This window comes from Psychroflexus montanilacus (assembly GCF_020164535.1).
GTDB classification, from domain to species: domain Bacteria; phylum Bacteroidota; class Bacteroidia; order Flavobacteriales; family Flavobacteriaceae; genus Psychroflexus; species Psychroflexus montanilacus.
The window spans coordinates 212,808-232,676 of sequence record NZ_JAIQZC010000005.1 but is presented as its reverse complement, the minus strand read 5'-3'; the positions used below and the strand labels follow the sequence as shown (position 1 = coordinate 232,676).

Sequence of the window (19,869 nt, the reverse complement as noted above, 5' to 3'; positions counted from 1 at the left end):
TAATCAATACAAATAACGGTATCTTTAAAACATATTAACTGCTATGCAATGGATTTTATTTCATTGCGGTTCAAATTTATAAAAACTAAAACATGAAGGAAGAAGACATCTCAAATTTGCTTCAGTCACAGGATCAATTTTTCAAAACTACTTCGAAAACTTCAGTCTTGGAGCGTGTTTCCATTCTGAAAAAATTAAAGGCGACTATAAAAGCTCATGAACACGAAATCATTAAAGCAATTTATAAAGATTTTCAAAAACCAGAATTTGAAGTTTACACGACTGAACTTTTTGTGGTTTATAAGGAATTAAACCTCTTTATCAAAAAACTAAAACAATGGTCGAAGCCTCAGTCTGTATCTCCAGCCTGGCTCAACTTTCCATCTTCGGATAAAATTCATTTTGTCCCCTGGGGAAAAGTTTTGGTCATTGCACCGTGGAATTACCCATTTCAATTAGCTATTACACCAGTAATAGGAGCTATTGCCTGTGGGAATACAGTTGTTCTTAAGCCTTCAGAACATACTCCGCATACAGCAGATATTCTCGAAAAAATTATCAGTGAAGTATTCGAACCACAACAGGCAAAAGTAATACAAGGAGCGGTAGAGACTTCAAAAAAGCTTCTGAATCAAAAATGGGATTATGTCTTTTTTACCGGCAGTGTGCCTGTAGGAAGAATTGTATCACAACAAATCGCAAAACACATGACGCCTCATACACTTGAGTTGGGAGGTAAAAATCCTTGTATTATAGATGCTTCAGCCAATCTGGATGTAGCTGCAAAACGCATTTGCTGGGGGAAATTTCTTAACGCAGGTCAAACTTGTATTGCTCCCGACTATCTGCTTATCGATGCTAAAATCAAAACCGAATTTCAAGAGAAACTTATTTCAACTCTGAAGACCTTTTATGAAGACGGTAGTTTTGATGATTACGCCAGATTAATACATGCCGATCATTTTAAAAAACTTGTTGGCTACTTAAAAGATCAGACCATCATTTATGGTGGTGACAGTGATCCTGATACAAATTTTCTATCGCCAACATTAGTTGACTCTCCAGATTTCTCATCTTCACTGATGCAGGAAGAGATTTTTGGACCTATCCTGCCCCTCTACTCATATTCGTCTTTTGATGAACTGGAAAATATAATTACAGCATTTGACAAACCACTTTCACTTTACGCCTTTAGCAGTAGAAAAGAATTTACAGATCGTGTAAATGAAAAGTTTGATTTTGGTGGCGGTGTCATCAATGACACTATTGTTCATTTCGTAAATGACAAACTGCCATTTGGTGGCGTTGGTGCCAGTGGAGTTGGCAATTATCATGGAAAAGCTTCCTTTGACACTTTTACTAGAAAAAAACCAATTGTAAACCGAAAGACATGGCTCGATATTCCAATTAAATATCCACCCTACACCCGTGTCAATTCATTTAAGTCGTTTATGAATTTATTTCGATAAGATTGAAAGTGAATTTAGATTTGGCACGCAATTGAGATAATATATTAATAGCTTTCTCAGAGAGCTGAAGTATGCGTGGATAACCTCCAGTCACTTGAGCATCCCTCATCAAAATGATCATTTTACCGCCTGGAGTATATTGAACAGTTCCTGGCAGCACTGGGCCTGTTACAATTTCGTCAAGCTCGTTTTCCAGGCGTTCCTGAATTTGATAAGCCATTCGGTTTTGCGAGGTAGACACCGAAAACTCTGCATGGATAAGCTGATATTTTAAGGTTTGACTCAATTTGTGATACTCTGGACCTCTGAAAACTTCGAGAACAGACGTTTCATAGTAAGTCAAATCAAGCTGAGTAGATTCTCCACCAGTTTCACCATCATAAGGCTTAAAGTCAACTTTATCCTCTTTTTGAAGTTGATGGGCTGTAAGTGCTTTATAGAAACTTTGACTTCCTAGAAAACTAGCTGAATCAAAACCATCTTTCACGGCGATGTAACCCCAACTTCCAGTTTTCAGTTCCTTGATAGAAAGCTGGTCACCAGCTGTCACTTTCAATATGCAATTGGGTTCAACTTGAGTTTCATTCAATATGATTTCAGCTCCGAGTGCAGCTACACAAATAAAGGTTGGTGCTTCAAAGTGAATTTTAAGCCCCTGTTGATAAAATTCGATGCAAGCAGATTGCTCTGAATTATTTAAAACTGAATTGGCAAATTTGTATAGATTCAAATCCATAGCCCCAGAAATTGGAATTCCCTGAGGCATTCCTTCTGTTCTTCCTTGGTCCTGAATCGTAGAATATAATCCAGGATATATTATCTTCAAACCCATGCTTTCAACTTTTAGTTTTAGATTGAATGTACTCAAATTCATCTTTTGAAATTGATTCAAACTGAATCTTATCTCCAGGCTGCAATTGACAATAATTTTTTGGTCGATTCGTATCAAAAAGCTGAATTGGTGTTCGGCCAATAATTTGCCATCCACCTGGAGAATCTGTTGGATAAATTCCAGTTTGCTGATCTGCAATTCCAACAGAACCTGCTGGAATTTTTGATCTGGGTTCGGATTTTCTTCTTTGAAAAAGAGAAGAATCCAAACCTCCCAAATATGGAAATCCTGGAAGAAAGCCAATTAAATAAACAGTGTAAATTCTGTCTGAATGTTTTTCTATAATTTCTGATTTTGAAAGCTTCAATTGACTGGACAAAAAGTTCAAATCCCAACCAAAATCTTCCTCATAACACACAGGAATTTTTTTAACGGCTGAATCTAATTTATTGCTTACATTCACACCTTTTATTTGGTCCAATAATTCATTTTCTGCCTCATAGAAATTACTTATAGTTGATCTATAAATAATTAATAATGAGTCATATGTGTTGATTACTTGAAGTGTTTGTTTATTATATTTCTGAGCTATATTGTTTTTAATCTGAAGTAAGAATCTCAAAAGATTTTCATTGATTTCTTCATCAAATCTGATTAAAATTGAAGTTTCATTGTATTGAAATATGTGAGGTTGATGTGTCATTTAGACTTCTAATTTTATTTCATTATTCTCTAAATCTGCTCTGATTTTTTTCAAAATTGTAAGCGCATCTGGAGTGTCACTATGCACACAAATGGTATCAAATTCAACCTTGAGTTTTTCCCCCGAAATAGCTGAAACCTGTTTTTGATTTATCATCGATACAACGCGTTTTGAAATCAATTCTGGATTGTGAATAACAGCCCCGGTTTCACTTCTTGGCACCAGACTATAATCTTTTTGGTAGGCTCGGTCTGCAAATCCTTCTTTCCAAATTTGAATCGATTTAGGAATTTCAGAGCTAAATTTCACCATAGGCGGAACAAACAAAATCAAGTCCATTTTTCTTTCCTTAACCACCTCCAAAATTAAATCGGCAAGACTCGGACTTTTACGCATATCATTATAAAGCGCTCCATGAGGTTTGATGTGATGAAGCTGAACTTTATTCACTTTGCATGCTTTCTCTATCAAATCGATTTGAGTATGCAATTCTTTTTTCAGCTCATCATTTAAAATGTGTATCGATTTTCGACCAAAATTATCAAGATCAGGATATGACGGATGCGCACCGATATTTACCTGGTATGTTTTCGCGAGTTTTATAGCTTTATCTACGGATTCGTTGTCGCCGTAGTGCCCTCCACAAGCAATATTACAGGATGAAATGAGAGGCATTAACTCAGTATCAAACTTCCCTCCTTCTCCAAGGTCGCAATTAAGGTCTATGGTTTTCAACTTTTTTCTTTGAAATGTATAAAAGTAAGCCCAGCATCAAAACAATTTTAAGTATTTTTCAGCATAAAATTTTACTAATGAAAATCCTTACCTTAAGTCTTGCACTTTTGTTCTTCATTCAAGCTCAACCTCAATCTGAATCTCAATCTATAGATTCGAAGGTGATCTCTGCAGTCGTATACAGCTCTGGTGCACAAGTGACATCAGAAAAGAAGATCAACTTAGCCAAAGGAACACATACCCTTGTTTTTGAAGATTTATCGCCAAATATTGATGAATCCAGTATCATATTAAATGGACTGGAACACATCAACCTCAATTCGATTTCTTACGAAACCGATTATTTGAATGACATGAAGAGCTCAAAAGCTTTGGAAGAACTTCAATTGCGCTTAAAAGAAATTGAGAAAGAAAAGGTTTATACCGAAAATAAAGTGGCTTCTCTGGAGAAATCTATTGTCTTATTGGAGAAAAATCAGGAATTGAAAAGTAAAGAAAGTGAACTCAATGTTTCAAAAATAAAAGCCTATAAAGACTATTTTGCTAGTGAAATTGAAACGCTAAAAAATTCCATTTACGATCTCACAATCTCTATTGAAGATTTGAATACAACTCGTCAAAAATTAGCTTTAGAGATCAACAAGATGGAGAGTGAAAACCGCGTCAACAGGGGGAAAATAAGCGTAGAGCTTGAGGTTTTCAAGTCAGTTTCAACCAACTTAGCTTTGAGTTATTTCATTTACGACGCCGGCTGGTTCGCTGCTTACGACCTCAAGTCCAAAGGCATAGATCAGGACATGGTGTTAAGTTATAATGCGAAAGTCTATCAAACCAGTGGTCAAAACTGGGAGGACATTACTTTAAAACTTTCTACAGCCAACCCGATATCCAACAAAACCAAACCTGAGCTAGAACCTTATTATTTGGATTTTAATCGACCTTTAACTCCAATATCCAAGCTTAGAACATCTAATTTTAAATATAATCCAAATGTTAAACAAGTAAGAGGTAAAATATTAGACAACCAAGGTTTACCGTTACCTGGCGTAAATGTGATGATTGGTAACAGTGGTACTCAAACTGATTTTGATGGCAATTACATTTTAAATGTCAATGGCGGAAAAAATGTAAGATTTAGCTCTGTAGGTTTCAAAAGTCAAACTTTACCTGTTTACAGTAGTAATATTAATATTACATTAGAACAGGATAATGCTAGTTTAGATGAAGTCGTTGTCATTGGTTATAGCTCTTCTAAACGTTCCAAACCCAATAGCGAAATGGTTGAAGAAGAGGTTACTGAAATAGTAGAACAGCAAAACTCTGTTGAATTTGTATTGCCCAAGTCCATAAGCTTAACCTCTTCTCGGGATCCTAAACAATTTCAGATAGATGAACACCAACTTAAGACCTCATACCAATACTTTGCTGCACCGGAGCTTTCAGAATCAGTGTTTTTGATGGCTGAACTGGAAGACTGGCAAGACTTGGAGCTTATTTCTGGTGAAGCCAATTTATACTTTGAAAATAGCTTTTTAGGAGATACTTACTTGAATACTACCCAGCTTGAGGATAATCTATTCTTTTCTTTAGGTGTTGATAATAAAATAGTTTTGGAAAGAACACTACCTAAGAAAAAAACCTCCAAAAGTTTTTTTGGTAGTACAACCATAGTCGATAAGGCTTACGAAATTGAAGTTAAAAACAGCAAGCGTTTACCTATTTCCATCTTAGTTCAGGAACGTCTGCCCATTTCTAGAAACGAATCCATCAAAATTGAAAACAAATCTTATACAGATGCCAGTTACGATAAAAATAAAGGTTTTTTGGATTGGGAATTTGATATCCAGCCTGGAGAAACCAAAACCTTAGAATACAGCTATACGGTAAAGTATCCAAAAAACCAGAGACTTTTCTTAAGGCCTTAAATCACCCCAACCAGCCATCACGGTCTAGACTTCTATATTGTATAGCTTCTGAAATATGAGCCCCTTGAATTTCTGGAGACGCTTCCAGGTCGGCGATAGTTCGTGCTACTTTCAAAATGCGATCATAAGCTCTAGCGCTCAAGTTAAGGCGTTCCATAGCCGTTTTCAGTAAAGTTTTGGAGGAATCTTCCAGCTTACAAAACTGCTTGATGTGTTTAACGTTCATCTGAGCATTGTAATGCACGTTTTCAAAATCTTTAAAGCGCTCGGTTTGAAATTCTCTAGCTCTGGTAACACGCTCTCTTATCTCAACACTGCTCTCCCCTTTGCGTTCATCGCTTAATTTATCGAAAGGAACTGGAGTAACTTCAATATGAATATCAATTCGGTCTAATAAAGGACCACTGATTTTTCCAAGATAACGCTGCATTTCTGCAGGAGAAGAGGTCACAGGCGCATCTGGATCATTGAAGTAACCTCCTGGACTTGGGTTCATGCTAGCCACCAACATAAAACTAGACGGATACGTCACTGTAAATTTTGCTCTGGAGATAGTCACTTCTCTATCTTCCAGGGGTTGTCGCATAACTTCAAGGACTGTTCTCTTAAATTCTGGCAATTCATCCAAAAATAAAATGCCGTTATGGGCTAATGAGATTTCTCCTGGTTGAGGATACGCACCTCCCCCGACCAAGGCGACGTCCGAAATTGTATGATGGGGACTTCTAAAGGGACGTTCTGCCATCAATCCTACGTTTTCTTTTACTCTACCTACAACCGAATGAATCTTGGTCGTCTCCAAGGCTTCATGCAAACTCATGGGTGGCAAAATGCTTGGTAGACGCTTAGCTAACATGGTTTTTCCTGAACCCGGAGGACCTACCATAATAATGTTGTGGCCACCTGCAGCAGCAATTTCCATACAGCGTTTGATGGATTCCTGACCTTTGACATCGGCAAAATCATATTCTGGGTGTGCCAGGTTGTTGTAAAAAATTTCCCTGGTGTTAATTTTTGTAGGTTCCAGAGGTTCATCTTTATCGAAGAAGTTAATAACTTCACTGATGGTTTCTACTCCAAACACATCCAAATTGTCCACTATGGCAGCTTCCTTGGCATTTTGCTTGGGTAAGATAAATCCTTTAAAGCCTTCTTGTCTGGCCTTAATGGCAATGGGTAAAGCCCCTTTTATAGGCTGCAAACTCCCGTCGAGAGACAATTCCCCCATAATGATGTAATTGTCAATTTCTTCAGATTTAATTTGATTGGAAGCTGAAAGAATGCCTAAAGCCAAGGTTAGATCATAAGCAGAACCTTCCTTTCGCATATCGGCTGGCGCCATGTTAACAATGATCTTTTTGCCTGGAAATTTGAAACCATTATTCTTTAAAGCAGCCTGAATCCTGAAACTGCTTTCTCGAATCGCATTATCTGGTAAACCAACCAGATGATATCCGATTCCTTTTTCCATGTTAATTTCAACAGTAATGATTTCAGCATCTACACCAAAAACCGAACTTCCAAAGACTTTAACAAGCATAATAAACTGATTAGAGATTAGTTAGTTTAAAAATATACTTTTTTTATAAATTCTGAAATAAACATGATACTATTGAATTGAGTTATAAAACCAAAAAATCCGAAATTTTCATTTCGGATTTTTAAGCCATCTCATAAATTTTAGCTTTATGATTTGTAATGCTTCAACAATTCGTTCGTAGAAGAGTCGTGTGGGTTTTCAATTTTAGCAGATTGAATGTCCTTCAATGTGTTTTTTGCGAGTTGTTTTCCAAGTTCAACCCCCCATTGATCGTAACTAAAAATATTCCAAATCACACCTTGAACAAAAATTTTATGCTCATACATCGCTACCAGTTTTCCTAATGATTTTGGCGTAAGCTTATCAATCAAAATAGAAGTGGTGGGTTTGTTTCCTTCAAAAACTTTGAATGGAACTAATTTCTGAATGTCTTCTACACTTAAACTTTGAGCTTCTAATTCCTGATGAACTTCATCTTGTGATTTACCTTTCATCAAGGCCTCAGTCTGAGCAAAATAATTAGCCATCAAGATATCATGATGTTTTGAATTGCCATGTAATGGCTTTTTAAAGCCAATAAAATCTGAAGGAATCAATTTAGTACCCTGATGAATCAATTGAAAAAAGGCATGCTGTGAATTAGTACCTGGTTCACCCCAAACGATAGTTCCAGTCTGATAGTTAACCTTAACTCCTGCTCTATCTACACTTTTGCCGTTACTCTCCATAGAAGCTTGCTGAAGGTAAGGCGCTAGTTTTTGTAGATATTGTGTATAAGGAATGATAGCTTCACTTTCAGCCTCCAAAAAGTTGTTGTACCAAATACCTAACAAAGCAAGAATAACAGGCATATTGCTTTCAAAGTCAGCAGTTTTGAAATGCGTATCCATCTCTTCAGCTCCATCAAGTAGGCCTTGAAAGTTTTCTGACCCAATGCTTACTGCAATGGAGAGCCCGGCTGCACTCCACAAAGAAAAGCGACCTCCTACCCAATCGTACATAGGAAAAATATTTTCTTTGGCAATTCCGAAGTCTTCTACAGCAGATATGTTGGTAGAAACCGCTACAAAGTTATGCTTCACATCTTCTTTGCTAGCTGATTTCAAAAACCAATTTCTCACGGTATTTGCATTGGTTAAAGTCTCTTGAGTCGTGAACGACTTTGAAACAATAAGGAATAATGTCGTTTCAGGGTTTAAATTGTTGATGGTTTCTAAAACATGATCCCCATCTACATTGGATATAAAATGAGGCTGAATGCCTGTTTGGTAATAAGATAAGGCCTCCACAATCATTTGTGGCCCCAGGTCTGAGCCACCAATCCCAATATTGACAACATCCGTAAATTTTTGACCAGAATAAGATTTCCGCTCTCCGGAGTTCACCTGATCTGCAAACGTTTTAATTTTAGCTAAAACAGACTGCACATCACCATAGATATCGATACCATCCACCTTGGCTGAATTATTTTTAGCACTTCTCAAAGCGGTATGAAGGACTGCTCGGCCTTCTGTCTCATTAATCTTTTCGCCATTAAAATAGCTTTGGATGGCATGTTTCAAATCGGCTTCATGAGCTAATTTTAAAAGTTGGTCAACAACTTTTTTATCAACTAAATTTTTAGAGTAATCGATTAAAAAATCATCTAGATGAATTGAAAAGTCTTTAAATCGACTTAGGTTGGATTCAAATAAAGATTTTAGATTAAATTCTTTCTTTGAAAGTACCTTAAGTTCTTTCCAAGAATTGAAATTAACTGGAGATTGAGTTTTTAAAGACATCTAATTTACTTTTAGTACATTTTTTTTATAATGAGCTATCAAACCATCTATTGGTCGCCTAATCACGTTACCGATATCCAGATGATAACGCTTAGCCACATCTCTTATAATATCTTCGGAAAAGAAAGCTATGGAGCCGATAAAATGAATAGGTACGTTCTGGGCTTGTTTAAAGCACATCACGCGGCGCTCAATGAATTTTTCCATACCTTCATAAATCAATTTATAGAAATACCCATTCCTTTCCTGTGCTGTAAATATAAATTCAGCGAAGGATGCCAGGTATGTATTAGGATTATCTTCTTTGTAAACATTTCGTTTGATCGTGTCTGCATTCAGATCATAACGCTTGGCAAATTCTCTACTCATGTCTTCGCCCATGAATTTATAGAAGTAATCCCGAATAAGTCGTTTTCCAAAGTAGTTCCCGCTGGCTTCATCCATCAGAACATAACCTAAAGATTCTACTTCCATGTGGACGTTTTGTCCATCAAAGTAACAGGAGTTGGAACCGGTCCCCAGGATGCAGACAATTCCAGGTTTGGTAGTAGCTGCAAGGGCTGCAGCAACCATATCCTCATCTACGTTGATCTGTGCCCCTTTAAAATAATCCTCAAGAATCTCTTTTAAATTTTTGACAGGAGTTGGAGTTCCGCAACCTGCGCCATAAAAATCTACACGAGTGACCTGAGATACAATTTCTTTGAGGTCTTCATTTTCTTCTAATCGAGCTTTTAAAGTTTTAGGTTTAAAAACAGCTGGATTTAATCCTTTAGTTCTAGTCTTGAGGACGACTTCACCTTGATCATCAAGTAAAATCCAATCACACTTTGTTGAGCCACCGTCTGCTATAAGTATCATAGATATAAAATTATATTAAAAATAAAAAAAGCTTATTCCTCTCTTAGAAATAAGCTTTTTTACTTAAGGTGAACTTATAATTTAGCGACGTGAAGCGCTAGATCTATAAGTTTAGCTGAGTAACCATACTCATTATCGTACCAAGCTATTAATTTGAAGAAATTATCATTCAATGCGATTCCAGCATTAGCGTCAAAGTTTGAAGTAGCAGCTTCAGAAACAAAATCCTGAGAAACCACTTCGTCTTCGTAGTATCCTAAAACTCCTTTCATTGGTCCATCTGCAGCAGCTTTCATAGCAGCTTTTACTTCTTCATAAGTAGCAGACTTTTCTGTTCTTACAGTAAGGTCAACTACCGAAACATCAGCAGTTGGAACACGGAAAGCCATACCTGTTAACTTACCTTCTACTTCTTTAATTACTTTACCAACAGCAACTGCAGCTCCTGTACTTGCAGGAATAATGTTGTTGATCGCACTTCTACCCAATCTGTAGGCTTTAGCTGAAGGAGAATCCACTGTAAATTGTGTTGAAGTTGCTGCGTGAATAGTTGTCATCAAGCCTTCAACAATTCCAAAGTTATCGTTGATAACTTTTGTCATTGGAGCAAGACAGTTAGTTGTACAAGACGCATTGGATACAATGGTGTCTTCTGCTCTTGCATCCTTTTCGTTTACTCCCATAACAAACATAGGTGCAGTTTTAGATGGAGCAGAAATCACTACCTTTTTAGCACCAGCATCTAAGTGAGCAGAGGCATTGTCTTTTTCTTTGAAAATACCAGTACATTCTAAAATGATATCAGCACCAACTTCATCCCACTTCAATTGTCTTGGATCTTTTTCTGCAGTAATTCTAATTGTTTTCCCGTCAACGACTAAATGTCCGTCTTTGACTTCAACAGATTTACTGAATCTACCGTGTACAGAATCATATTTAAGCATGTATGCCAAATGATTTACATCTAGTAAATCATTAATCCCTACAATTTCTACATCTTTATGGTCCATTGCTATTCTAAAGGCAATTCTACCAATACGGCCAAAACCGTTAATACCTATTTTTGTCATAATTATTGAATTTAAAATTATACGTTGAATTACGTTGATACAATATCTGCAACTCTTATCAGATCTGTATCTAATACTTTTTTAATATTGATGGCTGTCTCGAAAGGTACGTAAACTATTTTCTTATGGTTAATACCTACCATTATATTAGACTCACCTTCCAGTAAAGCGTCTACTGCTCCAACTCCCAGTCTGCTTGCCAATACCCTATCAAAACAACTAGGTGAGCCTCCACGTTGAATATGGCCTAAAACGGTCACCTTTACTTCGTAGTCTGGTAAGCTAGTCTGAATAGAATCTGCTACTGCAGTTATGTTTTTGCCTATTTGATCACCTTCTGAAACGACAACAATACTTGAGGTTTTTCCAGTCGTCCGACTTTTTTCCAGTGATTCTAAAAGTCTTTCTATACCCAAATTTTCTTCTGGGATAAGAATTTCTTCTGCACCTGCACCAATACCACTATTTAAAGCTATATCACCTGCATCCCTTCCCATAACTTCAATCAAGAAAAGTCTGTCATGTGAACTCGCAGTGTCACGGATTTTATCAATAGCTTCTACAACCGTATTGAGAGCTGTGTCATACCCAATAGTATAATCGGTTCCATTGATGTCATTATCAATCGTACCTGGTATGCCTATAATAGGAATATCAAATTCGCTACTAAATACAGAAGCACCTTTAAAAGTTCCATCTCCACCAATCACAACAAGTGCGTCAATGTTTCTAGATTGTAAATTTTTGAAAGCTTGTTCTCTGCCTTTTTGGGTCATGAAATCTTTGGATCGTGCAGATTTTAAAAACGTACCACCTCTGTTGATTGTGTTTTTCACATCTCTAGGGCCAAGTTCAATAAATTCGTTTTCTATCAAACCCTGGTAACCTCTATAAATACCATCACACTTTAAGCCTGAGTAGGCAGCATTTCTTACAACTGCTCTTATGGCAGCATTCATTCCTGGGGAATCACCACCTGAAGTTAAAACTGCTATTTTGTTAATTTTCTTGTTCATTAAATTCAAATATATTTTAAATATAAGATTCTTACTAATATAGTTATCGACTAAAACGATTTCGACAGCTAAACATTACCAAAATTTTATAAAAGATAATTAAAAATTACTTGTTTATCAAAATTTTGTATTCCCAAGGCTTGAAATTATGAATTTGGTTAGTTTTTATTTCAATATTTTCTGAAGTCATGAAATCGTTAAATTGTCCTTGGATCTCAAATTTAAATTCTTGAGATTCATCCGAGAAATTTGCTAAGTAAATTAATGTCTCATCATTTTTAGACCTTTCAAAAGCAATGATATTTTCATCATTAGAAGTAGAAAGTCGCTTGTAAGAAGCTGCTTGTTTTGCACCATGTAAAGCTTCATTTGTATTCTTTAGCTCTCCCAATTTCACATGAATATCCCATAATTTACCTTTAGTCTTAGGAATACTATCCTTCTCAAAAAACTTTAAGCGTTTACCCATGCCATATTCCTGTCCACTGTAAATTAACGGCATCCCTGGCAAAGCATAGGTGAAAGCCAGCATGGTTTCAGAAGCTTCTCCCATCCGTTCTTTGACAGTTCCATTCCAAGAATTTTCGTCATGATTGGTGATAAAATTCATTAAATAATCATCTTCCTGGTAAGTCGAATCAATTTTTGTCATGTAATCATCCCAGTCTTTCACGCTCATTTCACCTTGAGCAATTTCATTCATAATATGATGACCTTCCCAATTGTAACCCATATCGAAAGCCTCGTAAAACAAATCTTTATCTTCGCTTTCTGCGAGCATAAATATTTCCTTCTCCTTTTTCAGTTCAGGAACCACATAATTCCAAAAATCGGTGGTTACATTACCCGCAACATCGCAACGGAATCCGTCGATGTTCTTTTCTTTTACCCAGTACACCATTTCGTCTCTCATCGCCTTCCACAACGAATCATTTTCATAATTAAGGTGAGCAACATCGGTCCAGCCCCAAGACTCTCCCGTATCAGGGTTAATGGGATCTGTAACGTTACCATCTTTGTCCTTATGATAGTATTCTGGATGTTTCTCAATCCATTTATGATCCCAGCCAGTATGGTTAGCGACCCAGTCCAGAATGACATACATCCCGTTGTCGTGAGCCGTATTTATTAACTCATCAAAATCTTCCATGCTTCCAAATTCTGGATTGATGGCTGTATAATCTGAAATAGCATAATAGCTTCCCAGGTATTTTTCCTTTTCTTCAGGATCTTCAATATCTTCAATAGATAAGTCTGGTGTTGCTTTTCTATTTTTCATGGAAATGGGATATACAGGCATTAACCAGATGACTTTCACTCCCAGTTTTTTTAACTCTGGGATATCCTTTGTAAATTCTGAAAATGTTCCTTCAGGAGAATACTGTCTAATGTTCGCCTCGTAAATCACAGAGGATTCCAAGACCTTATTCGTAATAGGTTCAAATGCTTGTGCCTCCTCCTTTTCTTCTTGATCTGACTTTTGCTTACAGCCTACTAAAAGTATAGATAAGCAAACTAGAAGGCTTAAAAATTTAAAGTGTCTCATGATATTCTTGATTTATGTTTTAATATGTCTTTTTTAGACCTGCACCTCCAAGAAACGCAAGCAATTTTGAATACGATTAAACTAATTATTAGATTTATACATGCTAAATCCTTGTTGCAACTGAAGTTCTTTTCCCCAATTAAAACCAGAAGCTTGTATCACATTTTTGAATTGTTTTCCATCTAAATTTAACTCCTCAAATCTTGACAAATTAACTTTTATAGATTCATCATTCGTATTGAGAAAGGAAACAACTGTTTGATTATCATGAATTCTAAACACAGCATAAACACCCTCAAAAGGGGCAAAGTGAACCATTTTTCCCTCCATAATAGCGTCTGAAGTTTTTCTAAAATTCAATAAAGTCTTCAAAAACGTCTGAAACTCCTTTTTGTCTTCAGGTAAATTTTCACCTGTAAAGGCATTGATTTGATCACCATCCCAGCCTCCTGGAAAATCAGTTCTGATGAGTCCATGATCTCCACGCTTATCTGAATTTTGCATCAGGATTTCAGTGCCGTAATAAATTTGAGGCGTTCTCGGTAAAGTTAAAATCAAGCCCAGAGCCATTTTTGTTTTATCAACATCTTCATTCAGTTGAGTAAAAATTCTGTCCATATCATGATTATCGGGAAAAATCATAATGTCCTTAGGCTCTGCGTAATTAAAATCATTAGCCAAACCTTCGTAAATTTTTACCAAACCATTGCCCCAGCCCTCGTTGCCTTCATTCAAGGCTTGGACAATCTTCATTTGCATAGGAAAATCCATAACCGATCTCAAGTTGGACTCATATCCATCTTTGTTTTGAACTCCATCCTGCCAGTAACTCACCAGCACCTGATCTGTCGTCCACTCCTCACCTACAATATTAAAATTAGGATATTCAGTCATAATCGCTCCAGCCCAATCCGACATAAACGCTTTATCTGGATAAGGATAGGTATCCTGTCTTATGCCATGAAGCTGAAGTGTTTCCACCCACCAAATGCTGTTTTGAATAATATAATTAGCCAAAAACTCATTGTTTTGATTCAAATCTGGCATGGTAGACACAAACCAGCCTTGGTTATTGAGTTTTGTATCCCTTTCTGAAGCATAGGGGTCCTGATTGGTAGAGCGCTTGTGATTCGACGTAGGAATCTCCTCTCCAGATTCATATTCCTCTTGAAAATTCAACCAATCTCCAAACGGCAAATCCTCCATCCACCAGTGACCGCTTCCACAATGATTAGCAACCATATCCATGATTAACCCCACTCCTTGTTCTGAAGCCTTTTTAGATAACTCTTTATACTGCTCCAAATCTCCAAACCTTGGATCAACTTCGTAAAAATCGGTAATAGCATAACCGTGATAAGACGAGTTTTCCATATCATTGGTTAGTAACGGACTTGACCAAATACTCGTAAAACCCATATCGGAGATATAATCCAGATGATCCATGATGCCCTGAATATCACCTCCATGTCTGGCGTAATTATCCTCACGATTAACTTTAGTCTCTTTAAGGTTTTTAACAACGTCATTCTTAGGATTGCCGTTAGCAAAACGATCGGGTGTAATTAAATATACCACATCTGTATGATTAAAACCTACATAGTCTTCAGCTGGTTTTTGCCTCGACTTCAGTTCGTAATCAAAGCCTAAATTCTTAGACCCTTTCTTTTTGAATTTTATCTCAAAGCTGCCTGCTTTAGCTTGTTCTGAAATGTTTACATCTAAGAATAAATAATTAGGACTATCGGCTTTATGGATTTTAGTAACCTCAACGCCTTTGTAATTCAATTGTGGTTCGTAACTTGAGATATTATCCGCATGAACCAAAAGTTGTATTTCATTCATTTCCATGCCTATCCACCAGTTGGGTGGCTCAACTCTTAGGTCTTGTGCTTTTAGGTCAACTGAAGACAAATTCAGAATAAAAATACAGCCAAGTGCTAATTTCAGAAAAGATAAACTCGATTTAGATTTCATCTTCAAATTTTATTTTTCAACAATACTAATCGCAAACCCGCCTCCAGCTGCTGAATTGAGTCTCAAAGTAGATTTGTTGGTTATTTTTTTGGTTGAGATTTTATAAGCCTGTGGATTGGTTTTGTAATGCGCATCTTTGGCATCAGCATAAATCGTGGCCTCATAAGTTTTTCCTTTTTCCAGAAAGTCTAATTTCAACTTGGTCTTTCTTGGAGTTGTCCCATTAACATTGCCTATAAACCAGCTTGAAGAACCTTTAGCCTTTCTGGCTACTGTAATGTATTCTCCTGGCTCTGCTTCTATGTAGTGACTTTCATCCCAGTCTATCGCGACATCTTTGATGAATTGAAACGCATCCATAAATTGCTCATAGTGTTCTGGTAAATCTGCTGCCATTTGTAGCGGACTGTACATCGTGACGTACAAGGCCAATTGATTCGCAATCGTAGAATTGACGTGAGAATTGTTGTCTGGATTGAGTTTACTGATGTCCATTTCAAAAATACCAGGAGTATAGTCCATCGGTCCGCCAATTAAACGTGTAAATGGTAGAATTGTGACGTGGTTTGGTTTAGATCCACCAAACGCCTGAAATTCTGTACCTCTAGCCGATTCATTTCCTATCAAATTAGGGTAAGTTCTTCGCAATCCAGTTGGTCTTACAGCCTCATGTGCATTCACCATAATTTTATAATCTGCTGCTTTTTGAACAGCATAAAGAAAATGATTGATAGCCCACTGTCCGTAATGACGCTCGCCACGAGGAATGATATCACCGACGTAGCCACTTTTTACAGAAGTATAGCCATATTTGTTCATAAACTGATAAGCAGTGTCCATATGACGTTCATAATTTCTAATCGCTCCAGAAGTTTCATGATGCATCATCATCTCTATATTTTTTGAAGCTGCATAATCATGAATCTCCTCAACATCAAAATCTGGATATGGGGTTACAAAATCAAATACATAATCCTTCGATTTTCCAAACCAGTCTTCCCAGCCTTCGTTCCAGCCTTCTACCAATAAGGCATCAAAGCCATGTTTTGAGGCAAAATCAATGTATTTTTTTACATGTTCAGTATTAGCTGCATGTTTTCCGTTGGGTGTGGTTTTGGAATAATCGGTTTCACCAAGTTTTACTGAAGGCAAATCATCGGTATAATTCCAGGTACTTTTACCGGTAATCATTTCCCACCAAACACCCATGTATTTTATAGGTTTAATCCAGGACGTATCCTCGAGTTTATTGGGTTCATTTAAGTTCAGATTCATATTGGAAGCCAATATATTTGTAGCATCATCGCTCACCATTACGGTTCTCCAGGGAGAAACGGCTGGCGCTTGGAGATAGCCTTTATTACCTATAGCATCGGGAGTTAGCCAGGATTTGAAAGTTAAGCTAGACTCGTCTAAATTTAAATTCATCAAGGAATAGTCTTTCAAGGCTGCTTCATGCAAATTGATGTACAATCCATTATCAGATTTCATCATTAAAGACGTTTGAACCCCTGTTTTAGCAAATTGCTCTTGAGAAGCGTTGCCGGTCAAGGCATCGTCAAAAAGTCCACTGATTTCTGAAAGCTTTGAAGTCGTATAATCATATTCTTGGGAATCGTAATCCCCAGGTATCCAAAAAGCAGTGTGATCGCCTGTCATCGCAAACTCAGTGTGCTCTTCTTTGATAACAAAATATACAAGATTGTCCTGTTGTGGAAACTCGTATCTGAAGCCTAGACCTTCATCAAAGAGCCGAAAGCGTATGATAATGTATCTGTCTTGTTCTGGTTGCTCAAGAGTAACAGCCAACTCATTGTAATGACTTCTTATTTCAGACTGCTCTCCCCAAACGGGTTTCCAAGTCTCATCGAAAGTTGAAGTTGAGCTGTCCTTAACTTCAAAGCCGTCCATCAACGATTTATCGTCATCTACTAATTCCAGCCCAAGCTTGCTTTCAGCGATAACTTCTTCTCCTTTATATTGCAAAGCATAAACCGGTGTTCCATCACTATTGAGCTCAAAATTCAGTTCGAGTTCAGAATTGGGTGATGATAAATTTTGACCATAGGAATTTACAGTCAATACGATTAGCCCAAAAAAGGCAAGTATAGTTTTCATAGTCTTTGTTTTAGTTGACATCAACGGATTTTCCGTCGACAACAATTTGTAGTTTCCCTCCAGTTTCTAGAGAAAACTTCGTGTCTTTATGATCGATTTCAACTTTTAAAATCTGATTTCTAAAGTTGACCTTAAATGAATAAGCATCCCATTCTTTTGGAATTTTTGGAGCAAAATGCAACTGATCATTTTTGACGCGCATCCCCCCAAAGCCTTCCACAATACTCATCCACGTCCCTGCCATACTGGTAATATGACAACCTTCTTTTACTTCCTTATTATAATCATCAAGATCTAGTCGAGAGGTTCTTAAGTAAAATTCATAAGCCTGTTCCATTCGGTCTAGCAAAGCCGCCTGAATGCTATGCACGCAAGGCGAAAGTGAAGACTCATGCACTGTAAAGGGCTCGTAGAAGTCAAAGTGCTTTTCAATTTCTTCTTTATTGAAATGATGTTCAAAAAAGTAAAAGCCTTGCAAAGTATCGGCTTGTTTGATGTAAGGCGAACGCAGGATTCTATCCCAGGACCAGTGCTGATTGATAGGACGGAGGCTTTGATCCAAATCATCAACTTTCACCATTTCTTTATCCAGGAAACCATCTTGCTGCAGATAAACGCCGTGTTCTTCAGAATACGGGAAGTACAGGTGATCGGCCACCTTCACCATTGAATCTATTTCAGTATTCGTAAGTTTTGTTTTTTGGATAATTCTGGCGTAATCATCAGCAAATTCTTTTTCAACCTTTTTAAGATTTTCAACAGCGAACTCAATACACCATTTGGCGATATAATTGGTGTAAAAATTATTGTTGACGTTGTTTTCATATTCGTTGGGACCAGTCACGCCAAGAATGACGTACTTGTCTTTTTGAGTTGAAAAGGTTGCCCTTTGCTGCCAAAACCTTGCAATAGCAATCAAGACTTCCAGTCCCATTTCAGGAATGTAAGAATAGTCGCCAGTATAGCGATGGTAATTAAAAATAGCATAAGCAATAGCCCCATTTCTATGGATCTCTTCAAAGGTGATTTCCCACTCGTTATGCGATTCTTCACCATTCATGGTGACCATTGGGTACAAGGCAGCACCGCCTGTAAAACCAAGCTTCTCAGCATTTTCAATGGCTTTATCCAGGTGGTTGTAACGGTATTTTAACAGATTCCTAGCTACCGTTTGATCTTTGGTCGCCATATAAAAAGGAATACAATAGGCCTCGGTATCCCAATAGGTACTCCCTCCGTATTTTTCGCCTGTAAAGCCTTTAGGTCCTATGTTCAAGCGGTGGTCAGTTCCAGTATAGGTTTGATTCAGTTGAAAAATATTGAATCGAATGCCTTGCTGAGCTTTCACGTCCCCTTCAATCGAGATATCACTCATGCTCCATATGTTACTCCAGGCTTCTTTTTGAGTATTCAAAAGCTTTTCAAATCCTGCTGAGGTTGCTTTTTCTATGACTGATTTTGCCGCAGAAATCAATTCAGATTTATCGTGATTTAAAGAAGTGGTATAACCAGCGTATTTCTGAAGGCTGAGGGTATTCCCTTGCGCTACATGTTCTTCAAAAGAAATTGACACCTCCATCTCCTTTTCCTCTGGTTGTCCATTGGTTTCAGACTTTTTTCCATTCAGAAATAAGTGAGATTCCATATAAGTACAGACGTGGTAGAAGGTTTTAAGAGTATGGCATTCTATAAAGCCTTGCTTTGCATCTACCTTTTTATTAGTCGTGTTCCAAAACTGATCATCCCAGTTGGTATCTTGGTTAGTAATTCCAGAGTCTAAATAGGGAATAAAAGTAATTTTAGCATCAGAATTGACAGGAGTCACTTGGTAATCGATCACACCTAGCTCTTCATACTCAAGACTTAAAAATCGCTTCACCTCTACTTTTACGACAATGTCATTTTGAAGAGTGGCTTCAAAACTTCTACCGAGCCAGCCTTCTTTCATATTGAGTTCACGCCTGAAGTTTTTGACCGCTTTACAACTGAACAAATCCAGTAATTCATCATTGATGATGACGTTAATCCCAATCCAGTTGGGAGCATTTAGTACTTTAGCAAAATATTCTGGATAGCCATTTTTCCACCAGCCTACACGCGTTTTGTCTGGATAATAAACTCCTCCGATGTAACTTCCCTGAAAGCTAGGCCCAGAATAGGTTTCTTCAAAATTAGCCCGCTGGCCCATAGAACCGTTTCCAATGCTGAATAAACTTTCTGAAGATTGAACGCGATCGACTTCAAAGCCATCTTCTATAATTGACCAAGGATTTAATGTGATATAGTCTTGATTCAT

Annotated in this window: 14 protein-coding genes; 2 read left to right on the top strand and 12 right to left on the bottom strand. The window is 37.2% G+C overall.

From position 1 onward, the window contains the following. Positions 1–92 precede the first annotated feature (92 nt). Entirely contained in the window at positions 93–1,469 is a 1,377-nt protein-coding gene (locus tag LB454_RS13690) for an aldehyde dehydrogenase (protein WP_224465245.1), read from the top strand. Here the strand turns inward: LB454_RS13690 and LB454_RS13685 are convergent. From LB454_RS13685 to pxpA, 3 genes are read right to left on the bottom strand one after another with little or no spacing between them, the layout of a single operon-like run. Next, complete coding sequence (locus LB454_RS13685) at positions 1,450–2,301, bottom strand: 5-oxoprolinase subunit C family protein (RefSeq protein WP_224465244.1); 852 nt, start codon at positions 2,299–2,301, stop codon at positions 1,450–1,452. The genes LB454_RS13690 and LB454_RS13685 overlap by 20 nt on opposite strands. 4 nt (positions 2,302–2,305) lie before the next feature. Beyond that, positions 2,306–3,004 carry a 5-oxoprolinase subunit PxpB gene (gene pxpB / locus LB454_RS13680; RefSeq protein WP_224465243.1) on the bottom strand — a complete coding sequence of 233 codons (699 nt, stop codon included), beginning with the start codon at positions 3,002–3,004 and terminating at the stop codon, positions 2,306–2,308. Then, positions 3,005–3,739, bottom strand: coding sequence for a 5-oxoprolinase subunit PxpA (gene pxpA / locus LB454_RS13675; RefSeq protein WP_224465242.1), 735 nt, complete (start codon positions 3,737–3,739; stop codon positions 3,005–3,007). It abuts the gene before it with no gap. 77 nt (positions 3,740–3,816) lie between these two features. Here pxpA and LB454_RS13670 point away from each other — a divergent pair, with 77 nt between their 5' ends. After that, complete coding sequence (locus LB454_RS13670) at positions 3,817–5,664, top strand: mucoidy inhibitor MuiA family protein (protein WP_224465241.1); 1,848 nt, start codon at positions 3,817–3,819, stop codon at positions 5,662–5,664. A gap of 1 nt (position 5,665) precedes the next feature. On the opposite strand, the gene LB454_RS13665 is transcribed toward LB454_RS13670, so the two are convergent. From LB454_RS13665 to LB454_RS13625, 9 genes are all read right to left on the bottom strand, one after another. Next, entirely contained in the window at positions 5,666–7,204 is a 1,539-nt protein-coding gene (locus LB454_RS13665; RefSeq protein WP_224465240.1) for a YifB family Mg chelatase-like AAA ATPase, read from the bottom strand. A 146-nt stretch (positions 7,205–7,350) separates the two neighbouring features. Further along, the gene (gene pgi / locus LB454_RS13660; protein WP_224465239.1) at positions 7,351–8,985 is read right to left on the bottom strand and encodes a glucose-6-phosphate isomerase; all 1,635 of its coding nucleotides are present in this window, start codon (positions 8,983–8,985) and stop codon (positions 7,351–7,353) included. Next, the gene (locus LB454_RS13655; RefSeq protein ID WP_224465238.1) at positions 8,986–9,846 is read right to left on the bottom strand and encodes a BadF/BadG/BcrA/BcrD ATPase family protein; all 861 of its coding nucleotides are present in this window, start codon (positions 9,844–9,846) and stop codon (positions 8,986–8,988) included. Positions 9,847–9,920: 74 nt separating this feature from the next. Beyond that, positions 9,921–10,916 (bottom strand): type I glyceraldehyde-3-phosphate dehydrogenase, encoded by a 996-nt coding sequence (gene gap, locus LB454_RS13650; RefSeq protein ID WP_224465237.1) that lies wholly within the window; start codon positions 10,914–10,916, stop codon positions 9,921–9,923. 29 nt (positions 10,917–10,945) lie between these two features. Further along, positions 10,946–11,932: a 6-phosphofructokinase gene (gene pfkA, locus LB454_RS13645; protein WP_224465236.1), complete on the bottom strand. Its 987-nt coding sequence runs from the start codon at positions 11,930–11,932 to the stop codon at positions 10,946–10,948. Positions 11,933–12,038: 106 nt separating this feature from the next. Continuing rightward, positions 12,039–13,478, bottom strand: coding sequence for an alpha-amylase family glycosyl hydrolase (locus tag LB454_RS13640; RefSeq protein WP_224465235.1), 1,440 nt, complete (start codon positions 13,476–13,478; stop codon positions 12,039–12,041). An 81-nt stretch (positions 13,479–13,559) separates the two neighbouring features. Continuing rightward, on the bottom strand, positions 13,560–15,455 hold the full coding sequence (locus LB454_RS13635; protein WP_224465234.1) for a glycoside hydrolase family 13 protein: 1,896 nt from the start codon (positions 15,453–15,455) through the stop codon (positions 13,560–13,562). Positions 15,456–15,464: 9 nt separating this feature from the next. Then, entirely contained in the window at positions 15,465–17,573 is a 2,109-nt protein-coding gene (locus LB454_RS13630) for a glycoside hydrolase family 97 protein (RefSeq protein ID WP_224465233.1), read from the bottom strand. Positions 17,574–17,583: 10 nt separating this feature from the next. Then, positions 17,584–19,869 carry a glycoside hydrolase family 65 protein gene (locus LB454_RS13625; RefSeq protein WP_224465232.1) on the bottom strand — a complete coding sequence of 762 codons (2,286 nt, stop codon included), beginning with the start codon at positions 19,867–19,869 and terminating at the stop codon, positions 17,584–17,586.